The sequence below is a fragment of the Paenibacillus sp. WLX1005 genome (assembly GCF_046603685.1).
Taxonomy (GTDB): domain Bacteria; phylum Bacillota; class Bacilli; order Paenibacillales; family Paenibacillaceae; genus Saccharibacillus.
The window spans coordinates 2,989,219-3,010,768 of the sequence record NZ_CP176756.1; the positions used below are offsets into that span (position 1 = coordinate 2,989,219).

The window sequence follows — 21,550 nt, forward strand, 5'->3', positions numbered from 1 at the left end:
TCGTTATATCAAATGATACATTTGTAACATGAATCTGGTCAATATAAATAGGTTGATCATAAAGGAGTTTGACAAAGATGACACTTACACAAAAACGCATCCTCATACTAGCTATAATTGTCATTGCAGCTATCGTCTCTGGACGGCTGGCTGTAAGAGCAACACTGAATTTCTTGCTCGGTGGCACATTGCTTGGAGGCAATTTTTTATGAAAAGTGAAGACAATCGTAGAAGAAAAAGAAGATGGGGTTTTATTTATATTGGTACTTTTATTGCTGTATTCGCCATTTCCGCTATTTTCAAAATGACGTATAGTCCGCTATCTGGCGAAATGAAAGTAAATTGGAACGATTCTGTCGGGCATATCTACACAGATATCGCTTATGGCGATCAAGAGAAGAACAAATTCGACTTGTACGTTCCTGCTGATCATACAAAGAAACATTATGGTCTTGTCGTATATCTTCATGCAGGTGGCTTTACCGGTGGTGATAAAAGTGATGACGTTAATATGCTGAAATGGCTCACTTCCAAAGGTTATGTTGCAGCAGGAATCAACTATACACTACGCGACGATAATAATCCCCAAGCTAGTGTCTATACTATGTCCCAAGAAATCAAAAAAAGTATGCCTATCGTCAAAGCGGAAGCACAAAAGTTAGGCTATGATCTCGATCACATGGCTATCGCTGGTGGATCGGCAGGCGGAACACTTGCATTATTATATGCCTACCGGGATGCAGATACTTCCCCTATTCCTGTCAAAATGGTTTTTGAAATGGTTGGACCACCTAGTTTTTATCCTAAAGATTGGACGAACTATGGTTTAGACAAAAATCCAGAAGCAGCAGCAGGATTGTTCAGTATTATGTCTGGTAATCACATTACACCTGATATGATTGGAACAGAACGTTATAAAGAAGCTGTGAAGGATATCTCCCCCTACATGTGGATTCATGCTAACTCTGTCCCTACACTCGCAGGTTATGGAAGATATGACAAGGTAGCTCCATTTGGTAGCGTGAAATACCTTGTTAACGCATTGAAAGCAAATAATGTTCCGTATGACTATTTTGAGTTCCCTCATTCAGGACATGGTCTACAAAATGATAACAAAATCTATGCCCAGTATATCAACAAGCTTAATGAATATTTAGAACACTATATGGGCAGCAACTAAAAGCAAAGGATTGTTAACATATGAGAATATTATTACGTATATCACTCATCTTCGTCATTCTGATTGTTGTTGTGATCGCAGGAGTATGGGGGTTTATTTCATATCGTGGTTCTCACTATTTTGACTTTGTCACAACTGATCAACCTATGCGGCTCTAAACTTTATGCTTAATCTAAATACGGATCAGCAAAGTGATTTTTATAAAAAAATTGATGTCGATCATATTGGAATTTCGGGACATTCACAAGGTGGTGTAGCAGCGATAAATGCTGTCACTCGCCAGAAAAATGGTCACTACTATACAGCCATGTTTACAGCAAGCGCTACATCAAGTTTTTGGGGGCAAAAAAATCAATTGGGATCGGGCTGGAGCTATGATGTTGCCAATATCCATATTCCGTATCTGATGGTTGCTGGCACTGGAGCATTTGATGCGGGAATTGCTACAAGTATACAAGCAAAACAAGGACAGGGAATCGCTCCATTATGGTCATTACAAACCAATTATGATCGTATTTCGGATAAGGACAATAAAATTATGGCACGACGTGTTAATACAGATCATAGTGATATGCTCAATCATGCAGACGGATATATGACCGCCTGGTTTATGTATTAGTTAAACGGCGATCAACAAGCAGGAGATGCCTTTTTTGGTGATCGTGCAGAAATCTTAACAAATGCAAACTGGCAAGATGTTCGTAAAAACCATTAATTATATACTTTATTCCATGCAAATCTATACACCATTTGCAGGATACGATACCGTCCGTCTAAGCAAGCAATATGTATTTTAAACTTTATTATGTGAGGAAATTATAATGAGAATCTCTAACTCTGTTACGAAAAGTGAAACAAAAAAGCCTCAAAAAAAGCATATCATTTTGAAGACTCTCGGTATTCTGTTTGGCTTGCTAGTAGTAGCAGCACTTTGTATATATCTGTTTGTTTTACAATATCCCAATCTAAAAGAAAATCCAAAGATCGATACATGGTATCGAGTCACCAGTTCAGAAATGAAATCATCAGATGGAAGTTCGTATAGAGCATTTTTCAAAAAAGGAAGTGCGAATAAAGTCATTGTTTATTTTGCGGGTGGTGGAGTCAGCGTAAATGAGGAAATGGCCAAAGATGAAACGTACAATACCAAAGAGATTCCTATAGATATTTTAGCAAATCTAACAATGAATATGGGTGGAATTGCAACAGCAACAGATACTAACCCTTTTAAAGATTGGACGATCATTGAGTTTCCTTATGCTACAGGAGATTTTCATGCAGGGACTGGCGAGTTCAAATATATAGACAAAAAAGGAAAAGAAAAAATACTATACCATAATGGATATACAAACTATTCATTGGTTATGAAACAAGTAATGCAACTTGCTGGTATCGATCATGCCGAAGATGTACTGGTCACAGGCTATAGTGCAGGTGGCTTTGGTGCAGCTTTATTGGCCGATGACGTCTTTACGAATTATTTCCCAAATGCTAACAGTAAAACGGTTTTAGCAGATGCTTCCTTATTACTCAATAAAAATTGGCATGATATAGCCACCAATGTCTGGAAAACACCAGTTCAAATTGCGAATCGATTAACGACAAATAATATTACATTAGACAGCCTTACTGCTTTGCATAAAAAATATGGTGATCAGGTTCATATCTTATTCGATTCTTCCACACGCGACGGCGATCTTGCAAAAGTTCAAAATTATTTTGATACCGGAGTAATGGATGTAAACGAAGCTAAAGCCGACATCTACCAGAAAAACTTAAAAACTATGATACATGAAATCAAAAATCAAGCCGGCGGTTATCTATTTATTTGGGATGGGTTACCATGGTATGATGACCCACGGAATTTGACGATGCATACAATTATCGCAACGCCGTACATTTTTGCACCATTTGATGGGCAGGATATTTCTGTCAGTGAATGGCTTAAAAACGCTGTAGATGGTCATTTGCAGGATTACGGTCTTGATTTAGTAGATAAACAGTATTACTTAGGGAGAAAATCATGAAAAAGATAACAAAAATAATTGGTATTTCATTATTGGCTTTGGTAATACTTGTTATTGCCGGTGGAGCTTTCATAGTTTATAAGTTTACTACTGCAAAACCGGAAATTATGACTCCAGAGAATTATGAAACTACGGTAAGTACAGGCGGTCCCATTGAAAAAAAGTATTTGGCTCATGGGAACCATAAAACTATTTATTTTGAGCAAGAAGCCAATGAAATATGGAAAAAGTATGAGATATACTATCCATCCGATTTGGAAAACAGTAGCAAAAAATATCCTGTTATTGTTATGGCAAACGGCTCAGGTGTGTGGGGTTCCCGATACATCGCTTCATTTGAGCATTATGCTTCATGGGGGTTTATTGTAATTGGAAATGAACATAATACCGAATTCGCTGGAGATTCGTCAGATGCCAGTCTATCATATCTTATAAAAGCTAATACTGATCCTAGTTCTGTGCTTTATCAGAAAGTGGATTTAGAAAATGTGGGAATCGTTGGCCATTCTCAAGGCGGTGTAGGCGTATTTAATGCTATTACTGTGCAGCCTCATGCCGCTATGTATAAGACAGCAATATCAATCTCTCCGGTAGGAGAAGATACTGCAACTGCACTCAATTGGTCATATTCAGCAGACAAAATTGTAATCCCAATTATGGTGGTGGCAGGTACGGAGAATGATGTTATTACTCTTGAGGACTTTAAAAAATTGTATTCACATATTAGCTCAGATAAAGTTATGGGTAGGCGCTCTAATACAAATCATCCAGAAATGCTATATAGTGCAGATGGGTATGTCACAGCATGGTTCATGTGGCAATTGCAAGGAGATAAAGAAGCAGCAAAGGCATTCAACGGTAATAGTGCAGAAATTCTTCAAAATAGCTTGTATCAAGATGTCCAAATTAATATCAATTAACGTAATTATAAGATGTGGGGTATGCGATAAGCAATACTGTGCTTAACTAAAGCTAAGTAAATGCTCTATTACTAGGGCGTGTTGTAAAATATATCCTAGTAGATAAAAAATACTAAATGGAAGATATGTACTTTTCCCAATAAAAAATTGTAAATATAACCAAAAGACTCCTCTCATAAAAGAGAAGATGTATACACAGGATTCACATAATTTCTTCAATCCAGATTCTATATGGCATAAAGTTGGATTGGGCTTAATTTTGTCTCTTTGAAACTCTGAACGACATTGCTACAATGGATGGAGATATGGACAGGACAAAGTGAACTTATTCATTAGAAAGGGATTCATCATCTGCTTCCCCTTGCCCTGTCTACGATTTCACTTACATCGGAGGAATTCACCCACTATGATGCGCACTTGGTTTCCACGCTTGCAAGGCAACAGCCGCGGCTGCCTTGCCTTTGAACCCTTTTTCCTAATCCCATTTAGTGGCGAAGATCATAGGGCATCAAATACCGCGTAAACTCTGGCAAAATGGCGTTTTGTTCGGTTCGACTTTGCATAATATATCATCGAATATCTTGCTTCGTCGGCACGAAATCGGCATGCCACTAAGATGAATCTGATGCATTTTCGTTTCTATGTAACATTTTGATTTTGCATAAAATAAGGCTTACACTCTTCCGACTTCAGTAACACTTAGTAGATCCAAAGGAAATATTTACTTTTTCTATTATCTGGCTATTACTCACCCTACTCTGACATGCAATATTTCATTACATTACTTTTCACTTCTTCCCGAGTTTCCATCGTAGCATAGAAATCTAAATTATTTATTTTGCGTCATTTTGCATATTAAACATATCGACAACCTCATATAATAAATCTGTTTTATCCTCTAATCGTTTAATCTCATCTTTTATAATTTCCATATATTCTTTTCTTTTTTCTTCAGTTACATTCTGAATCACAGCTTCAATCATTAAAAATGACTTTCGACTCACTTCAAAATTCCCTTCCATTTTGCTCAATAAGATAGGGTACAGCCTCGTTTACTTTTTTCTCGCCAATTTCTTCAATCGTTTGGATTGCTTGATCAATAAAGTTTTCATTTATTTCTCTAGATAATTTATCAATCATACTCCTCATCTCCTATTACCAATATTGATAGTAATCAGCTGCTATTTGCTACCATACGTTAAGTTTTGACTTATTGCTTGTAATGGTATCATTCCAACTTGGAAATCTGTCTGCATAAAAGAGACTTATCCTAATACATTATAGGTAAAATTCATTTCACACACATAGTCAATGCTCGTCGTAAGCATAATTAGTACCGGAGTCATTCCGATCCGTATAATATTCAAGGTCTCCACTATTCTTTTCTTCTCCATATGTGTGTACTTTAGTTTATGTTGTAAAGAAATTCGTTTATAAATAAAAATCTAGGCTTCCATACGATATATACTGGGAATAAGAAGTGTATATACATAATTATCTACCATAAATATTACATTTAATTACAAATATTATAATTATTTGATATAATATTTGTAATTCTAACATAAAGAGGTGATACATATGAAAAAGTATTTAGTGACTTTAGGTTTGACTGCTCTTTTAGCTATATCATTTTCCGCAGTCTCTTTTGCCGATACTCCACCAAAATGTCCGCCGTATAATCAAGGCTGTGCGCTTCCATGGTAAACAAAAGCCCAAAGACTATGCCTCAGTCTTTGGGCTTTTGTGATTTACGATTATTAATTCAGCATCTTTGTTTCATATCGATGTTTTACATTTTCATCTGTACATCTTGCCAGTTCGTTTTGTTTTGCACTAGCTCTGGATTGCTACCTGTAAATACACGCGCTGCCTCTGGATCTTGAAGCAAGGTATATCGAAACCAGGCTGTCATATACCCATCTGCATCAGCAAGCATATCGCCATGGTTTGCTCCTTTTCGTCTTGCCATAATCGTAAGTGCTCCTTCGTTCACACGATTATAATTTTCGCGTAATGAAGTTAGTGGGGCAATCAAATTGGCATCTGCCTCTCCTGTACCTGCAACCATCAGATATGGAATGTGAATCTTGGTCACATCATAATTCCATTTTAATGCATTGGATAATTTCAACTCAGTTGCGCTAGCAGTATACATAGACGTAAATCTATTGCTATTGTCAAACTCGGTCACTGCATTGATCACTCCTACTCCACCCTGAGAATGACCAGCTATACCAATATGCTGAGTATCTAGTCTATTATAAAAAGGACTGTTGCGATCTTGATTTAAAGACCAAAGGAAGTGTAATGCATCCGAAGAAGATTGACCACTCCAAGAATCGGAATCGTCATTTCCAATGACAATAAATCCCCATGATGCTAAATGATTAAAAATTGCTTCATATTTAAAAAAAGGAATCCCTGAGCCATTCGCAAATACAACAATAGGATATAACGTGTGACTCTGCTTTATAGCCGTCGGATACCATATTTTATACGTATCGAAAAAGGTCTCTTTACTTTTGTATTGATCCGAACTCGTCTCAAATGGTCCGGGTTGTGTGTATTTTTTTTCTAGCGGAGCTGCTGCATATACTCTAGTATAATAATCAGCACGAATCATGGGCAGATTGGTAATATAGTGAATCGATAAAAAGCCACCTGTGATCCATAGCAATACACCAAGCATACTACTCATCACTCTCATCCTACGCAGCTTAAACCCCGGAACACCAATAGGTAATCCTTTCTTATCGGTTCTTAGCCCAAAGATCAATTGCATTAAATCTAAACAAACTCCTAATCCGAATCCTCCAAAGGTAAACAAATACAAAATCCCCGTAATCCTTTTGCCTTCATACAATCGATGAACTCCCAATACACCTAGCAATACACACAAGAGTATATCTAGCTTTTTCGACTTGGCTGATAATACTACTTCTTCTTCCATCTGTCTGTCTCCTCCTCAATTTCTTCATTGGTTATTTATTGCTGTTCATATCCAGCTCCATGTCATCCTAACTGTATGGAACATGCGTAAACTGAACATAAACAACAATTAGCAATCTTGTTTATGTTCAGTTGTTCTTCTGTAGCTATAGTCAAAGAAACGCAGCTGTTTCACTGTTTACGCACACAAGAAAGGAAAAAGTGAACGAAATGAAAAATACTCGTATGTCGACGCAGGGAACAGAGGAGATATCCAGATCTTCTACAATACCTCGTTTCAAGCGATGGATGACCATTCCTCTCGGTATCCTGATCATTGTATTGTGCATTGGTGGAAGTGTGGGTTTGTATATCAATCAGCATCCAAGTATTATAGTAAGCTGGATACAAGATGCGCTATATCAAGGCAAGCCGATTAATTCCTATCAGCCGGCACATCAACCAGAAGAACAGTTGAAACAAAATGGGATCGTATACCGCAATGATATTGCTTATGCCCATCAGTACCCTAATAGCTATCTCGATATTTCTTATCCTGATCCACATCGATTTGCCAATCGGCCAACGATTATTTATTTTCATGGCGGTGGCTATTTTGGCGGAGACAAAGCGATGGGTGATCCACTAGCAGAAAATAATAATGCAAATGCACTTTTTAATGATCTAGTACAGCATGGGTACAACGTAGTCAATGTCAATTATGCGCTCGTTCCTGAATATCGGTTTCCCGTACCACTCATTCAGATGAATCAAGCCATCAATTTTCTTAGTGCTCACAGTAGCGAATATGACCTAAATATGAATAACGTTATTATTATGGGTTCCTCTGCGGGCGCTATTCTGACTAGTCAGTACGGTGCTCTATTATCCAATTCCCAATATGCTGACAGCATGAATATTCATCCTCAGCTGACAACGCAGCAGGTGAAAGCGTTGGTGATCGATGATGCGCCGCTACAAACGGCAACGCTGAATTGGGGGACTGGGGTACTGATTCGCAATTATTTGGGAACGAATGATCTTATGAATAGCAAACAAGCTCAGCAGTACAATCCTCTGCTTCATCTGACGACACGCTATCCACCATCTTTTCTTACAGCCGCAAATACTGGTGGATTTCCTGATGATATGAGTGCATTCTCTGCGCAACTTACGTCTTATGGGATTGATAATGAATATTTTTATCTTGATCCGTCACATGGCAATATTCCACATGGGTTTCTTGCCAATATACAGACTGATGCGCATGCACAAGCGTGCTTGGTGCAGTTATTAGAATTTATCGATAAGTATACAAAGCTGACTTCTGCTTCCCTATAATCCTCTGTGTATCTTCTATCCATTCTGGATATAATGGATATTAGCGCAAATTACTCGGTATACTGACAATGATCGTGTTGCAGCAACAAAGAAAGGAGTATACACGCATGGTTCAAATTCTGGTGGTTGAAGATAATCGTTCTACCGCTAAGCTAATGAAAATCATTCTAGAGCAAGCAGGATATGATGTGTTGCTGGCGGAAAACGGACTTGTCGCTTTGAATAAAATGGATACACATCATATTGATCTTATCGTGCTGGATATTATGATGCCAGAGATGGATGGTCTGGAATTCACTACACTGATTCGTAATACCAATAACAATATTCCCATTCTTATGGTGACCGCCCGGCATCTTCCGCTGGATAAACAACAAGGATTCCTCGCTGGTACGGACGACTATATGGTGAAACCAGTCGATGAAGACGAGATGATTTTGCGAATCAAAGCGCTACTTCGAAGGGCAAAGATTTCAAGTGAACACCAACTACACGTGGGCAAAGTGACACTGCATTACGATTCCCTTACTGTGACGCGTGAACAGGATGTACAGAGTTTACCGCAAAAAGAATTTTATCTACTTTATAAATTACTATCGTATCCAAATAAAATTTTCACGCGTATCCAGCTAATGGATGAAATCTGGGGATTGGATTCGGAGTCAACGGATCTTACTGTGAACGTTCATATTAATCGATTGCGCAAGCGGTTTAGTGAGTATCCTGAATTTGATCTAGTTGCGATTCGCGGTATTGGTTATAAGGCGGTTAAACATGTGGATTAATGGGAAACGAAAATGGCGTGAAAAGTCGTGGTTTAGCGGTCTCGGATTAACTCTTGTGTTTACGTTTATTGTATTTATCATTTTACTTCTTTCTATTTTTATTGCTGTACTTATACTGTTAGTCTTGTCCTATCTTGGGTTGTACACACCTCCTCCTGCTGATCAAGAACATGCTGCTAGTGGCTGGCTCTTGGCTTATTTTGCTACAGTCAGCATTTTGGTTAGCATAGTAGCTTCATTACTCTTTAGCCGGATTCCACTTTCTCCGATCCGCGAAGTGATTCGTGCCTCAGAAGAGTTGGCGAAAGGACACTTTGATGTTCGTATTCAGATCAAAGGACCAAAAGAATTACGGAAACTAAATCATAGCTTTAACCATATGGCAGAAGAACTAGGTAGTCTGGAATTGCTTCGCGCTGACTTTATTAATAATTTTTCGCACGAGTTTAAAACTCCCATTGTGTCGCTACGTGGATATGCTAAGATGCTAAAAAAAGAATCTCTGACACTGGCAGAGCGCGAAGAGTATCTCGATATTATTCTCAACGAGTCTCAACGTTTATCCGAACTTGCAACGAATGTTTTGTCCTTGTCTCGCCTTGAACACCAATCGATTTTAAGCGGAATGACTACCTTCAATCTTACCGAGCAGCTACGTTCGGTGATCGTATTGTTGGAACCAAAATGGTCGGTTAAGGATATCGAATTCGATTTTGACGCAGCGGAACAGAGTATACAAGGCAATGCTGATTTGCTTCATCAGGTATGGATCAATCTTCTGGAGAATGCGATCAAGTTCTCACCCAATCATGCTGAAATTCAGATCAAATTGTGTCAGACCAACAACATGGTGCATGTCGACATTACCAACCATGGACCCGAGATTGCATCAGAGCAGCAACCCTATATTTTTGATAAATTTTATCAGGGAGATACGTCTCACTCCACGCCAGGCAATGGGCTAGGACTGAGCATTGCTCACCGGATTGTTACATTACATGACGGAACGATTCAGCTGGTACAGTCCAATCTTACAGGTACCACGTTTCGAGTGACGTTGCCTTCTTCGCTTTCTTCTCATTTGTAGCCCATCTATTTGTACTTACTGCCTGTTTAGGGAAATGGCGACAAGGATGGGAAGGGATAGTACAGACGCTATGTAATCCTCTGATGAGATTCTTCTGCTCTATTTGACCTTAAGATCTGTAGCGAGTTAGCCAATGTAGAAATAAACAGGCTATTTGTAGGCTTAGACGTAACTGCAAGATACTTATATCCCAGTAACTCGTTAAACCGTTCTGGAGAATGCTTTGTCCAAGATGATTGCACGGCACGCCGAATGGCTCGCGATACTTGCGCAGGTGTCACATCATATTTTTGAGCGATAGTAGGATAAATATGACGAGAGAATGAAGTGACTGTGTGTTGACGATGATAGACAAGGAGAATCGCTTCTTGCAAATAAAAGTAACCTTTCCATTTAGGCAAAATGGTAAAACTATTTAGCAGTGCGGCAATTTGATTTTCAAGGGGAAGTGACTGAAGGATAGAGGGGGCTTCATTACGCGTTTTGTCTTTCTTTTTGAAGCGCTGAGATGCATCAGCATCACACAATTGCCGAATGCGTATGCCTAAAAGCTCCACATCAATAGGTTTCAGCATACAGTATGATACACCGAACGCTGCACTCTTGACGACAAGATGTTCCTGAGCAAATGCGGAAATAACGATAACCTTTAGATTAGAAAACCAATTCCATCGACTCAATGTTTCCAGCACACCTAGCCCATCCAAATAAGGCATAATTAAATCCAGTAATAAAACATCTGGAGCTTGCGATAAATTTTGCAATTGATAGAGAGCATCGTTTCCGTTGTAAGCTTTCCCAACAACGCGCATATCCGGTTCACCCATGATATAGGTAGACAGTTCATCAACCAATTCTGTATTATCATCGACAATCATCACTTTGATCATTGCTCAACCTCCTTGATTACTTCGAATGCTCCTCTCTGCTGTCTTTATCCTATCGATGGTTCTAATGCTTATTATATCGTTCTAATAGTGAATCATCTCGTTTTGAAAGTTATAAAAATGAGGCAATATTATTGAAGGTAAGCTTGCACGTACGCTGTCCAAACGTTTGCTGTTACAGCAAACGTTTGGACGTATCATGCGTAGCGTACGATTTCTAATGGCGTACTGAAAACAAAGAATCTAGTCCTTGTCCGATCCATATCGCGAGCCATCCCAATGGCGTTGTTGCTCCACTATTCAAACTAATACTCTCTTGGATACCAGGACCTAACGAAATATGCGAAAGCTGGGCGGCTTCGGTGTAGTAAGGAGCAAGACTCGTACCAAAGTACAACATGCCTATCACCATTATGATACCTGCTATCAGCATTCGAAGCATGTCTTTCCCGCAGTACGCCCCAAGCATAGGAAGAACAAAAATCAATGACGGTAAATCGACCAGAGGCAACACTTGATTACCAGGTAATACAATTGCTAGCAGCAGAGCGATTGGAATAAGTAATACACCTGTCGCTAAAATCGCTGGATCGGTTGTAATCACAGCAACATCCATCCCAATATAAATGTCTCGGTTTGGATATCGATGCCGCAATTTTTGCTGTACGGTTTCTCGTACAATATTTAGTCCCTGCATTAAAATCTCAACCATTTTGGGAAGTAATACCATGGCGGCTGCTACATTTATCGCTAACGAAAGTATCGCCGTCGCGGCAAATCCAGCTAAGATACCGATAAGGGCTCCCAATACACATCCAATCATGATCGGTTCACCAAACACTCCAAAGGTACGATTCAGCTTGGCGGCATCCCATCTCAATTGCCGAACTCCTGGTATGCGATTGATGATAGCATTCACTGCCATACCTAATGGAATCCAAGGTGCTGTATTCATATGTGGAAACGATAACCCCTGTACGCCGTATACGGCTTGCATTTTAGGTGCTGTCCAATCTGCGATCTTTAATAACAAGATAAACAATATTGCCATGATCCCTAACGATAGCCACCAGTGATCAGTAGCTGCATATAGCACTGTGCCCACTACGAGAAAAATCCAGTAATTAAAAATATCGATATTTACGGTTCGCGTTAGATTGCATAAAAACATCACTGTATTAATCAGTAGAAATAGCAAGATTCCTGGAATCATCAGTGGAGAACTCCAACCAATAGTCGATGATACCGCCCAACCGGTATCAATGACGGTTAAGTCAACCCCAAATCGCTCCACAATCTGATTGGTTGCTGGTCCAAGATGGTCTAACAGCAACTGGATTACAATTCCAAGACCGGTAAAGCCAACACCGATCAGTAGTGCGGCTTTGAGAGCCTGACCGATTTTGACGCCTACGAGTAGAGCCAACAATAGAAAAATCATAGGCATCAGTACCGCAGCGCCCATCTGCAACATAGTATTTATTAGCGACAACCTACTCTTCCCCTCCATTGCTTTGTTCCATATATACTGCTAACTCCCACTAATGCTTATTGCAGTGAAACTAAGGTGGGGGTAATGGGACGATGAATCAATTGCACAGCTTCGTGCCATCCGTTTAAAAGCACTTGACGTTCTTCTTCTGAAATTGCTTGTTGAAAGGTGGTATAGTGTAGCATACCTTTCATCGAATGGGGATATAAGCCGGCTGCTATCCCTGCACTGTATGCAGCTCCCAGCGCGCTTAACTCGTTAACGTTGGGAACATGTACATCGACCCGACTAATATTGCTTTGAAATTGCATTAAGTACTCATTAGACGTTACGCCTCCATCTACTTTGAGTGCAGTTTTGGGAAGACCTACACGTTGATGAATGCAATCCAGTATATCTTCAATCTGATACGCAATACTGTCCAATGAAGCTTTCACAACTTCTGCTCGTCCGGTCATACGAGACATGCCGCACAAAATCGCTTTCGCCTGATCCTCCCAGTAAGGGGCACCGAGCCCAGTGAAAGCTGGAACCAAATACGTGGTATCTCCCGGAAATGCTGCTTTAGCTAACCACTGCGTTTCAGCCGAATCTTCTACAAGTTGCATATCCTCTTTCAACCAGCGAATCACTGCGCCCGCGTAATTGATATTGCCTTCTAGTACATAATGTGTTATTCCATTCATTGTCCAAGCAACCGAGGTTAATAAACCATGTGGATCTATGACCAGTTCTTGTCCAATATTCATCATTACAGAAGAACCCGTTCCAATCGTAGCTTTGACTGTTCCTTTTTCTCGGCATCCTTGTCCGAACAAAGCCGATTGCGAATCGCCAAGCATAGTGTAAATCGGGATCTTCTGCTTTAGTACGCCTTCGATATCGGTATATCCAAACAAAGCATTGGATTCTTCTACATGCGGGAGCGCATTCATTGGAATGTTAAACCAATCACAAAGTTCTGCGTCCCAAGCTAATGTTTGTATGTTCAAAAGCTGAGTACGAGAAGCATTGGAGACTTCGGTACGATATTCCGTTCCTCCAGTCAGTCGAAACAGTAACCAACTATCGATCGTACCAAAACACAAATCTTGTTGCGCAGCTGCCGTTTGAACCTCCTCTATATGTCGATGCATCCAGGCAAACTTAGCTGCGGAAAAATAGGGAGACAAATGCATGCCTGTTTTGTCTCGAATAGCTGTACCATACTCTTCACGGATGTCTTCACATAATTCCGCTGCGCGTGCACATTGCCACACTAGCGCATAGTGTAATGGTCGACCAGTCGCTCGACTCCAAGCAGCAGCGGTTTCTCGCTGATTGGAAATGCCCATCGCCACAATATCACGGGTATCGATTTGCGTAATCAGCATCAGTTCTCGTACAACGTCAATCAGATGTTCATAAATCTCCTCTAAGTTATGACTGATCCAACCTTTTTCATTAATCAACTGTTGGTGTGCTTTCGATGTTTTGGCGACAAGATGTCCTCTCTGATCAAATAAGAACGCTTTCGTATTTTGTGTACTTTGATCAATGGCCAGAATATATTTGCTCATTTGCTCCTACCTCCTCATTCCGAGATGTAGAAGGCGGTAGTTGATCTACCGCCTGATCATCTCCAAACAGTATGAATGGATTGTTAGTGTATCGATTGTTGTAGCATATCTAATGCTACTTCTCTTAGATGGGATGCACTGATGCCATAATGTTGAAAGACCTGAGCGGACGTTCCCGCAATGGCAGGTTCATCTGGAATGCCGACGATTCGTAGCGGCACTGGATATTGTTGAGACACCACTTCAGCTACTGCTGCTCCAAGTCCTCCGTGAATACTATGTTCCTCTACCGTAATCAGATGATGTGTCTCGCGCGCCGCTTGTACAATCGCTTTCGTATCCAGTGGCTTGATCGTATGGATATTGATCACGCGGCAAGATATGCCATCTTGCTTCAAGATAGCTGCGGCATCTAGCGCCACCCGTACCGTTTCTCCAGTAGCAATTATCGTCAGATGCTGCCCCTCTTGCAGTGTCACAGCCTTCCCAATCGCAAACTCATAATCATCGGATGGATATACATCTTCGACGGCATTTCTACCTATTCGAACATACGCCCCTCCTTCATGTGTTACTAAAGCTTCGATCATTTTTTTAGTTTCATGGCGATCCGCAGGTTGAAGCACAGTCAATCCAGGAATGGCACGAGTCACTGCCAAATCTTGCACGGAGTGATGTGACATTCCCAGCGCTCCATAACTAACACCGCCGCTAATTCCAATTAGTTTGACATTTGTACGGGAGTAGGCAACATCCACTTTGACTTGCTCAATACTTCGCATACTTAGAAAACAAGCTGGCGAAGTTACAAACGGTTTTTTTCCACTATGTGCAAGTCCTGCTGAAATACCAACAATATTTTGTTCTGCAATACCAACTTCTACAAACTGATCTGGAAATTGTTCGGAGAAGGGAGCCATGGCAGCGGAACCACGCGAGTCACTCGCTAACACCATAATATCGCGATCATGTTCCGCTAGTGACATTAACGTTTCGCAAATCACTTTACGATTGGGAATTTGATTCGTACTCATAAATGTGCCTCTCCTTTCAACATACCATTCGCAACGACAGATAACTCTTGTAAGGCTTGTTCTAGCTCTTCGTCCGTTGGCACATGATGATGCCAGTGCGGAACATTTTCAGCAAACGATACCCCTTTGCCTTTCACCGTATTGGCCATCACCAATGTGGGTTTTGATGGTATCGATGGCGCTGCTTGAAATGTATTGACTAGCGCTTCCATATCATTACCATCAATCGAAACGACATGCCAACCAAACGAAGTCCACTTCTCTTCCAGCGGTTCCAAACCCATCACATCTTCTGTCGATCCACTAATTTGTAGACGGTTACGATCCACAATGCCGATTAGATTATCCAGCTTATAGTGTGCTCCTGCCATAGCTGCTTCCCAGATCGATCCTTCCGCAAGTTCCCCGTCTCCCATTAAACAAAACACACGATACTCTTTCTGATCTCGTTTTGCAGCCAGTGCCATGCCGACCGAAATGGCTAGCCCGTGACCCAATGCACCGGTATTCATTTCAATGCCCGGCACTTTATTGTTCGGATGCCCAATAAGGCGCGTCCCAAACTGGCTAAAGGTGGCAAGCTCCTCTTTTGAGAAAAAGCCACGGTCTGCGAGAATACACCAAAGCGATTCAACCGAATGCCCTTTGCTGGCAACAAATCGATCCCGAAGATCCCATTTTGGATCACTAGGGTTGATTCGCATCACATGATAATACAAAGCGGTCAAAATGTCCGTATTGCTCAATGATCCTCCTGTATGTCCTGTTTTTGCATGATGAATCATACGAAGCAGATCCATTCGGATCTGCGCTGCTTTAGCTTGTAACGTTTGGATATCCATAGGTTCTCCCCACTTTCTCTGCAATTATGTTTAATAAAACGAGTGTAAAGATGACGCTTACAATCTATGCTTTATTTGATCGTAAATCCGCCATCGACCACCAAATTTTCACCTGTAATCATATTCGCTTCATCACAGGATAAAAATAAAATAGCAGCTGCAATCTCATCGACTTCCGCAAAACGATGCGCAGGAATGGCTTCGATCATATCGGTTTTCACTTTGCCTGACCAAGCACGGTCACCCATATACGTACGAACTACTGTAGGAGCTACTCCATTTACATTAATTCCATACTCAGCCCACTCTAATGCCAATACTTTGATCATCCCAATCAAAGCAGCTTTGCTCATCGTATATCCAACGTGTTTATCAATCGCGATGAATCCGGCTTGAGAAGTTACACAAACAATTTTGCCCCCCTCTCCTTGCAATATCATCTGGCGAGCGACTTGTTGGGATATTCGAAATACACCGTATGCGTTTACATTCATTTGCTGTTCAATGCATTTCATGTCAATATGTTCTGCACGTTCCAGATCTACATAACCAGCAATATTCGCTAAAATATCAATGCGTCCAAACGTTTTAGTGATCTGTTTCACTACTAACGTAATGTCATCCATGGAGGTAATATCGCAAGTCCATCCAATCACTTCCACACCATACTCTTCTGCAATAGTAGCTGCGACCTTAAGCACTGTATCTTTAGTGTCAAGGATAGCAACCTGTGCTCCTTTATAGGCATACATTCTAGCCGTTGCTTCACCAATACCACCAGCTCCACCCGTGACTACGGCGACTTTCCCTTGCAAACTGAAATCTCCCTTTACTGCTTTATACGCAATCATTGACTTGCTCCTTTCGCCTTGAATGGTTTCATCGTAAATCTGAATTTAGTAAATGTCAATTAAATTTAGTAAATATAAAGGATAAATTTATTAAATTTAGTAAATGGATTGGAAATATATATTTTGAGATCACCAAAAGTTAAGTGTTTCCGCCCAATCATTACAGCGAAACCTATGTTTCGAATGGAACGTTATATGATACACTAGGTTGTAAAGCAAGTATGTACCTCAGCGGGAGTGTATTCATTTGACCAATAAAGAATTAGCAAAATTACTTCAAGTATCAGAAGCTACCTTCTCTCTTATTATTAACAATCGACCAGGCATTTCAGATAAGACGCGAATACGTGTCATAAACGAATTGCAATCGATGGGCTATGGGTCACTTCTACAAAGTGGCAAAAAAGTAAAAGAAACCTCGGAACAATCCGTCAACTCACAGCACCTTGGCTTTATTGTGTATAAAAAGCATGGACAGATTGTCGGAGATTCTCCATTTTTTCTATTACTACTTGAAAGTATTGAACAGTACGTCCGCAAGTGCGGATACCAGCTGGTGGTGCGAATGATCTCCGCTCAGTCCGATGTAGATCAACAAATGGAAGAGTTGAATCAAGCACAGTTAGCAGGCATTATCCTTTTCGCAACGGAGATGTCAGAGGAAGATATGACGCATTTTCGTTCTTTTCCATCTCCAATTGTCATTTTGGATAATGATTTCACTCATATTGCGTATGATTCCATCATGATCAATAATGAATTGGGAACTTACCAAGCGGTTAAACATTTATTTGATCTGGGACACCGCCGCATCGGATATTTGCAGTCTTCTATGGCAATCAATAGTTTTGTAGAGCGAGAAAAAGGATTTCACCGTGCATTGGCTACGCTCGGTCTTACTCTTGATCCGCAGCATCATATACAGCTCAGTTATGCAGAAGATCAAAGTTACACAGAGTTTAGCGAGAACATCGAATATAGGAACGATTGGCCTACCGCGTTTGTGTCTGACGATGATACGATTGTATTTGGAGTGATTCGAGCGTTACGTGAAAAAGCGCCCGATCTACTAAATCAACTGAGCTTTGTTGGATTTAATGATCGCCCTATCTGTGAATTATCGCACCCCAAAATCACATCTATTGCTGTTCCTAAAGATACATTTGGTCTAATTACGGCTCGCACTTTGATTGAACGTGTACAGCAAGTGCGTTATGCAACCGAACAGGATTTTCATAAAATAGCGGTTGGCGTGCACTTGGTAGAAAGAGAAAGTACTCGCTCATTCTCGCTGCCCTCCTAAGTAGGGGGATGTGTGTACGTTGTTTGCCTTCCTTTTTTGAATTTTGTTCTAACTAATATGGATGTAATCCGGTACTATACATTGAAAAAACCACGACTCCAGTATAGGAGATCGTGGTTTTTTTCTTATTTTGACCTTATTCCTTATATGAGGAAGCTGTCTTGCTTAACAATTGATATAGCATTTGCGCAGCCTCGGCGCGAGAGGATACTCCTGTAGGCTGCAATTCTTGATCTCCTCGGCCTTGAATCCAACCTAAGGCTTGTGCTTGCTTCACATAGGGAATAGCCCAAGAAGCGATGCGATGTTGATCCGAAAACGCAGAAGTCGTGTTCTGTAACATTGGGTCATTCTCTTTCCTATTTGTATAACTCCGCATCGTCATAACGATCATTTCTTGCCGTGTGATCGGCGCTTTCGGCTGAAAAATGAGGTTACTCTGTCCCTGTATAATCCCAGCTTGCGCCAATGTCATCACAGCATCATAATACCATGCATTCATCGGTACATCTTGGAAAATAGGTTTGCTACTGACTGACGAAGGAATGGGGAATGCTCGTACAAGCATCGCTGCAAATTCCGCTCGTGTTACACTGCGATCAGGTTCAAATTCGCCTTCTCGCGTACCTTGTACAATGTGTTGTTGTGTCAGATATTGAATCGCTGTGCTCGCCCAATGGCTGGAAGACACATCATGAAATGACGTTCCTTCGCTATGCTGGGTTGGAGGCAATGGTTCTGAAGATGAAGGATTAGTGGAAGGAACTTCAGGGATTGGCTGGGCATTTGGAGTCGGTTCAGGTTTAGTTTGCTGATCGCTATTCCCTGATGCTCCGCTACTAGCACTTTGTTGATTGTTGTTCTTGTCTTTTTTTCGTGTAACTTCGACTCTTACCGTTTGCGCCAAATGAGAACCGTCTGTTGTTTCTGCTTGTATTTCAGCAACGCCTTGCGCAATAGCATGTATTTGTCCATCCGCGTCTACCTTAGCTATTTCGGGACGGCTGGAACTCCAGCGTAGCTCTGGGTGACTCGCTTGCTCTGGCAGTATTTGTGCAGTTATTTTTTGCGATTGCCCCACTGTAAGCGTCAATGACGAAGGCGTAAGTCGTACATCGGTGACCGGTTGCCCCGCATATACAGTAAGTTCTTTCTGCGTAATATGGGATACAGAAGGAATCGTTTTATTACTTGTCGTTAGCTTAGATTGCAGCAATGCGAGATGACCAATCACACTTCCTGACTTCGGTTTGAACTGAAGATGTAGAACAGGGAGATACGTATCTAGATCAGTACGTAACGGTTGCTGAAGGCGAGCTGCTAGCTCTAACGTTCCACGAGTAGAATCGTTTTCGATTGTCATGTAGGAATCAGACTGATTAGAATCTACAACTGCGGGTTCCATCAGATTCGCTTTCCCAAATTCCATTGTACGATTGTCATATTGAAAAGAAACATTCAGCGTTTGTACTGCATTCGCTTTACTGATGGCGTAATATACATCCATTGTAGCTGGAGTAACGCTAGTATTCTGTTGAATGCGAACTTCTTCTGGCTGCTTTGTTATACGATACGTGTCCACCAACGTAAGGCGGTCAAGTCCAGGGTCGCTTTCTTCGGTATGCGCAATATCAAGGTCTGCTTTTCCATCTGTACGCTCTAGTTCATACGTTTCAATCGCTAATTGCTCCGGGGTAACCTGTAAACGAATTCCCATCCGTTTATGATGTTGAATTTGTTTTTCAATATAACGCTCATTGCCTACGTTTTGTAATTCGTAATATTTACTACCACTGGATGAACTGGTAGTGACGAATGTAATCCCTGCTGGATTAAGATCGGATTGATCTTCCAGTTGCAATTGTTTGCCTTGATCTTGATCAGCACTCATTACTTTGGAACGCACATAAGCATGATCGTGACCAGTAAAGACCAGATCAATATTGTTTGTCTCTAGTACTGGAACAATCTTGGCACGAAATTGTCGCACACTTGCTGCATCGCCTGCACCCGCAGCATGAGGTCCATTACCGTAAATGTCATGATGAAAGGTCACAATTCTCCATTTCGTATCTGGATATTGTTGTATTGCATGTTGTATGGTTTCTTGATGCTCTTGTATTCGTTGATCCGAAGCGTCTGCGGTATCGTTATACATATGATTGCTATTCAGGACAATAAAGAGGGCTTCCCCGTATTTATAATAGTAATCAGCTCCTGCTTGCGTGGCACCTAACTGCTGATTCTCATTGGGAACATAAAAATGCAAGTTGGTGCTGGGATTCCGCGCATCATGATTACCAAGTGTAGGAGCAACTGGAATACTACGCAACATGGACGGTGCTGCATATCCTTCGTGTTGAGATTCTACAAAATCTAGTGCCGTACCTAAATATCCATTTTCCACTTGATCGCCCGCAGAAATGATAAAGCTTGTATTCGGAAAAGCATACGTCATTTTCGTTACACTTCGATTCCAGCCATACGTATCACGCTCCACGTTACGGCTCGCTCCAATCTGTGCATCGCCAAATACAAGCACGTTATAATTTGAGAAACTGGATGTAGAATAGGTGTACACATCGCTCCAATGCTCTCCGTCCCCTACTCGGTAGAGATAATCTGTATGTTCCGTTAGACCAGTCATTGTAACTTTATTTGAATAATATACCGTTCCTTTATACGTGACTGCCTCAAACGAAATCCCCTCAAAACTCTGAGCAGTATGAATTGGAAACATATCTTTTGCTGAGCCTACTGCTAGTTGTACCTTGCTGTGCGATGGTGGACCAGAAGAGAGCCAGACTACATTCAGCTCAGTCTCATTCGTACCGGGAGTAAGCGTAATGTCTTTCACTTGATATGGACTCGTTTCCTCAGCCGCTGCAATTCGTATAGGGCTACTTCCATACTCCATTGCTACTGTTGTAAACAATAAAACAAACGAAAAGCATATCTGTGCTATTCGTATCGCTACCTTTGTTTGATATTTGTTTGATCTGTCAGACATATTAAATATACCTCCTGTATCATATGTAGTTGCCTTCGATTCAGTATAAGACGGTTGTGTTAGTTCTCCGTTAAATGAAGATGATCATTATGTTACCTCTTTCATTCTTTGTTGTATCATCTTGAAAATCACAAAACCGTTTTGAATTCAAAATTGACGAAATCAGGAAAATATTTTCATCACTGATGATAATGTTCCACGTACATAAATCGACTTTATACTAGAAAGACGTAGCTTTATAATTAATTACTATTCATAGCAAGTTCTTGAAAATTTAATTAATGGATTGTTAAATTTGAAA

General features: G+C 40.8%; 19 protein-coding genes. 9 read left to right on the plus strand and 10 right to left on the minus strand.

The genetic code is table 11. The features are described from left to right. Window positions 1-77 precede the first annotated feature (77 nt). The 5 genes from ACE3MZ_RS12715 to ACE3MZ_RS12735 all read left to right on the plus strand — a co-directional run bounded on the left by ACE3MZ_RS12715 (window position 78) and on the right by ACE3MZ_RS12735 (window position 4,127). Complete coding sequence (locus ACE3MZ_RS12715; protein ID WP_411342537.1) at window positions 78-212, plus strand: hypothetical protein; 135 nt, start codon at window positions 78-80, stop codon at window positions 210-212. Then, on the plus strand, window positions 209-1,180 hold the full coding sequence (locus ACE3MZ_RS12720; protein ID WP_411342538.1) for an alpha/beta hydrolase: 972 nt from the start codon (window positions 209-211) through the stop codon (window positions 1,178-1,180). Before ACE3MZ_RS12715 ends, ACE3MZ_RS12720 begins: the two co-directional genes overlap by 4 nt. A gap of 163 nt (window positions 1,181-1,343) precedes the next feature. Further along, complete coding sequence (locus tag ACE3MZ_RS12725; protein ID WP_411342539.1) at window positions 1,344-1,799, plus strand: hypothetical protein; 456 nt, start codon at window positions 1,344-1,346, stop codon at window positions 1,797-1,799. Window positions 1,800-2,001: 202 nt separating this feature from the next. Further along, window positions 2,002-3,207 (plus strand): pectin acetylesterase-family hydrolase, encoded by a 1,206-nt coding sequence (locus tag ACE3MZ_RS12730; protein ID WP_411342540.1) that lies wholly within the window; start codon window positions 2,002-2,004, stop codon window positions 3,205-3,207. Beyond that, window positions 3,204-4,127: a chlorophyllase/cutinase-like alpha/beta fold protein gene (locus tag ACE3MZ_RS12735; RefSeq protein WP_411342541.1), complete on the plus strand. Its 924-nt coding sequence runs from the start codon at window positions 3,204-3,206 to the stop codon at window positions 4,125-4,127. Before ACE3MZ_RS12730 ends, ACE3MZ_RS12735 begins: the two co-directional genes overlap by 4 nt. An 833-nt stretch (window positions 4,128-4,960) precedes the next feature. Here the strand turns inward: ACE3MZ_RS12735 and ACE3MZ_RS12740 are convergent. The 3 genes from ACE3MZ_RS12740 to ACE3MZ_RS12750 form a co-directional block, all read right to left on the minus strand. Continuing rightward, entirely contained in the window at window positions 4,961-5,131 is a 171-nt protein-coding gene (locus ACE3MZ_RS12740; protein ID WP_411342542.1) for a hypothetical protein, read from the minus strand. Between the two features lies 1 nt (window position 5,132). Further along, complete coding sequence (locus ACE3MZ_RS12745; RefSeq protein ID WP_411342543.1) at window positions 5,133-5,267, minus strand: hypothetical protein; 135 nt, start codon at window positions 5,265-5,267, stop codon at window positions 5,133-5,135. Between the two features lie 652 nt (window positions 5,268-5,919). Further along, window positions 5,920-7,080 carry an NINE protein gene (locus ACE3MZ_RS12750; RefSeq protein ID WP_411342544.1) on the minus strand — a complete coding sequence of 387 codons (1,161 nt, stop codon included), beginning with the start codon at window positions 7,078-7,080 and terminating at the stop codon, window positions 5,920-5,922. Between the two features lie 344 nt (window positions 7,081-7,424). On the opposite strand from ACE3MZ_RS12750, the gene ACE3MZ_RS12755 reads away from it, so the two are divergent. From ACE3MZ_RS12755 to ACE3MZ_RS12765, 3 genes are all read left to right on the plus strand, one after another. Then, the gene (locus ACE3MZ_RS12755) at window positions 7,425-8,399 is read left to right on the plus strand and encodes an alpha/beta hydrolase (RefSeq protein WP_411342545.1); all 975 of its coding nucleotides are present in this window, start codon (window positions 7,425-7,427) and stop codon (window positions 8,397-8,399) included. 107 nt (window positions 8,400-8,506) lie between these two features. Beyond that, window positions 8,507-9,184, plus strand: coding sequence for a response regulator transcription factor (locus ACE3MZ_RS12760; protein ID WP_411342546.1), 678 nt, complete (start codon window positions 8,507-8,509; stop codon window positions 9,182-9,184). Next, a complete protein-coding gene (locus tag ACE3MZ_RS12765) occupies window positions 9,174-10,271 on the plus strand; it encodes an ATP-binding protein (RefSeq protein WP_411342547.1) in 1,098 nt (365 codons plus the stop codon). The genes ACE3MZ_RS12760 and ACE3MZ_RS12765 overlap by 11 nt, the downstream gene beginning before the upstream one ends. Before the next feature lie 68 nt (window positions 10,272-10,339). Here the strand turns inward: ACE3MZ_RS12765 and spo0A are convergent, their stop codons facing one another. The 6 genes from spo0A to ACE3MZ_RS12795 form a co-directional block, all read right to left on the minus strand. Then, on the minus strand, window positions 10,340-11,161 hold the full coding sequence (spo0A, locus tag ACE3MZ_RS12770; RefSeq protein ID WP_411342548.1) for a sporulation transcription factor Spo0A: 822 nt from the start codon (window positions 11,159-11,161) through the stop codon (window positions 10,340-10,342). Window positions 11,162-11,375: 214 nt separating this feature from the next. Beyond that, entirely contained in the window at window positions 11,376-12,650 is a 1,275-nt protein-coding gene (locus ACE3MZ_RS12775; protein WP_411342549.1) for a PTS transporter subunit IIC, read from the minus strand. A 56-nt stretch (window positions 12,651-12,706) separates the two neighbouring features. After that, entirely contained in the window at window positions 12,707-14,209 is a 1,503-nt protein-coding gene (locus ACE3MZ_RS12780) for an FGGY-family carbohydrate kinase (protein ID WP_411342550.1), read from the minus strand. Between the two features lie 83 nt (window positions 14,210-14,292). Beyond that, complete coding sequence (locus tag ACE3MZ_RS12785; RefSeq protein WP_411342551.1) at window positions 14,293-15,243, minus strand: transketolase family protein; 951 nt, start codon at window positions 15,241-15,243, stop codon at window positions 14,293-14,295. Then, a complete protein-coding gene (locus tag ACE3MZ_RS12790) occupies window positions 15,240-16,085 on the minus strand; it encodes a transketolase (protein WP_411342552.1) in 846 nt (281 codons plus the stop codon). Before ACE3MZ_RS12790 ends, ACE3MZ_RS12785 begins: the two co-directional genes overlap by 4 nt. Window positions 16,086-16,156: 71 nt before the next feature. After that, complete coding sequence (locus ACE3MZ_RS12795) at window positions 16,157-16,936, minus strand: GolD/DthD family dehydrogenase (protein WP_411342553.1); 780 nt, start codon at window positions 16,934-16,936, stop codon at window positions 16,157-16,159. Window positions 16,937-17,183: 247 nt separating this feature from the next. On the opposite strand from ACE3MZ_RS12795, the gene ACE3MZ_RS12800 reads away from it, so the two are divergent. Then, a complete protein-coding gene (locus ACE3MZ_RS12800; protein WP_411342554.1) occupies window positions 17,184-18,239 on the plus strand; it encodes a LacI family DNA-binding transcriptional regulator in 1,056 nt (351 codons plus the stop codon). Window positions 18,240-18,375: 136 nt separating this feature from the next. Here the strand turns inward: ACE3MZ_RS12800 and ACE3MZ_RS12805 are convergent, their stop codons facing one another. Continuing rightward, window positions 18,376-21,249 (minus strand): S-layer homology domain-containing protein, encoded by a 2,874-nt coding sequence (locus ACE3MZ_RS12805; RefSeq protein ID WP_411342555.1) that lies wholly within the window; start codon window positions 21,247-21,249, stop codon window positions 18,376-18,378. Window positions 21,250-21,550: the final 301 nt, after the last annotated feature.

Coding starts and splice junctions, on each gene's coding strand:
- spo0A (WP_411342548.1), bottom strand. CDS start 11,161: ATGATCAAAGTGATGATTGTCGATGATAATACAGAATTGGTTGATGAA.
- ACE3MZ_RS12745 (WP_411342543.1), bottom strand. CDS start 5,267: ATGATTGATAAATTATCTAGAGAAATAAATGAAAACTTTATTGATCAA.
- ACE3MZ_RS12780 (WP_411342550.1), bottom strand. CDS start 14,209: ATGAGCAAATATATTCTGGCCATTGATCAAAGTACACAAAATACGAAA.
- ACE3MZ_RS12795 (WP_411342553.1), bottom strand. CDS start 16,936: ATGATTGCGTATAAAGCAGTAAAGGGAGATTTCAGTTTGCAAGGGAAA.
- ACE3MZ_RS12715 (WP_411342537.1), top strand. CDS start 78: ATGACACTTACACAAAAACGCATCCTCATACTAGCTATAATTGTCATT.
- ACE3MZ_RS12725 (WP_411342539.1), top strand. CDS start 1,344: ATGCTTAATCTAAATACGGATCAGCAAAGTGATTTTTATAAAAAAATT.
- ACE3MZ_RS12720 (WP_411342538.1), top strand. CDS start 209: ATGAAAAGTGAAGACAATCGTAGAAGAAAAAGAAGATGGGGTTTTATT.
- ACE3MZ_RS12790 (WP_411342552.1), bottom strand. CDS start 16,085: ATGGATATCCAAACGTTACAAGCTAAAGCAGCGCAGATCCGAATGGAT.
- ACE3MZ_RS12760 (WP_411342546.1), top strand. CDS start 8,507: ATGGTTCAAATTCTGGTGGTTGAAGATAATCGTTCTACCGCTAAGCTA.
- ACE3MZ_RS12750 (WP_411342544.1), bottom strand. CDS start 7,080: ATGGAAGAAGAAGTAGTATTATCAGCCAAGTCGAAAAAGCTAGATATA.
- ACE3MZ_RS12785 (WP_411342551.1), bottom strand. CDS start 15,243: ATGAGTACGAATCAAATTCCCAATCGTAAAGTGATTTGCGAAACGTTA.
- ACE3MZ_RS12730 (WP_411342540.1), top strand. CDS start 2,002: ATGAGAATCTCTAACTCTGTTACGAAAAGTGAAACAAAAAAGCCTCAA.
- ACE3MZ_RS12735 (WP_411342541.1), top strand. CDS start 3,204: ATGAAAAAGATAACAAAAATAATTGGTATTTCATTATTGGCTTTGGTA.
- ACE3MZ_RS12765 (WP_411342547.1), top strand. CDS start 9,174: ATGTGGATTAATGGGAAACGAAAATGGCGTGAAAAGTCGTGGTTTAGC.
- ACE3MZ_RS12805 (WP_411342555.1), bottom strand. CDS start 21,249: ATGTCTGACAGATCAAACAAATATCAAACAAAGGTAGCGATACGAATA.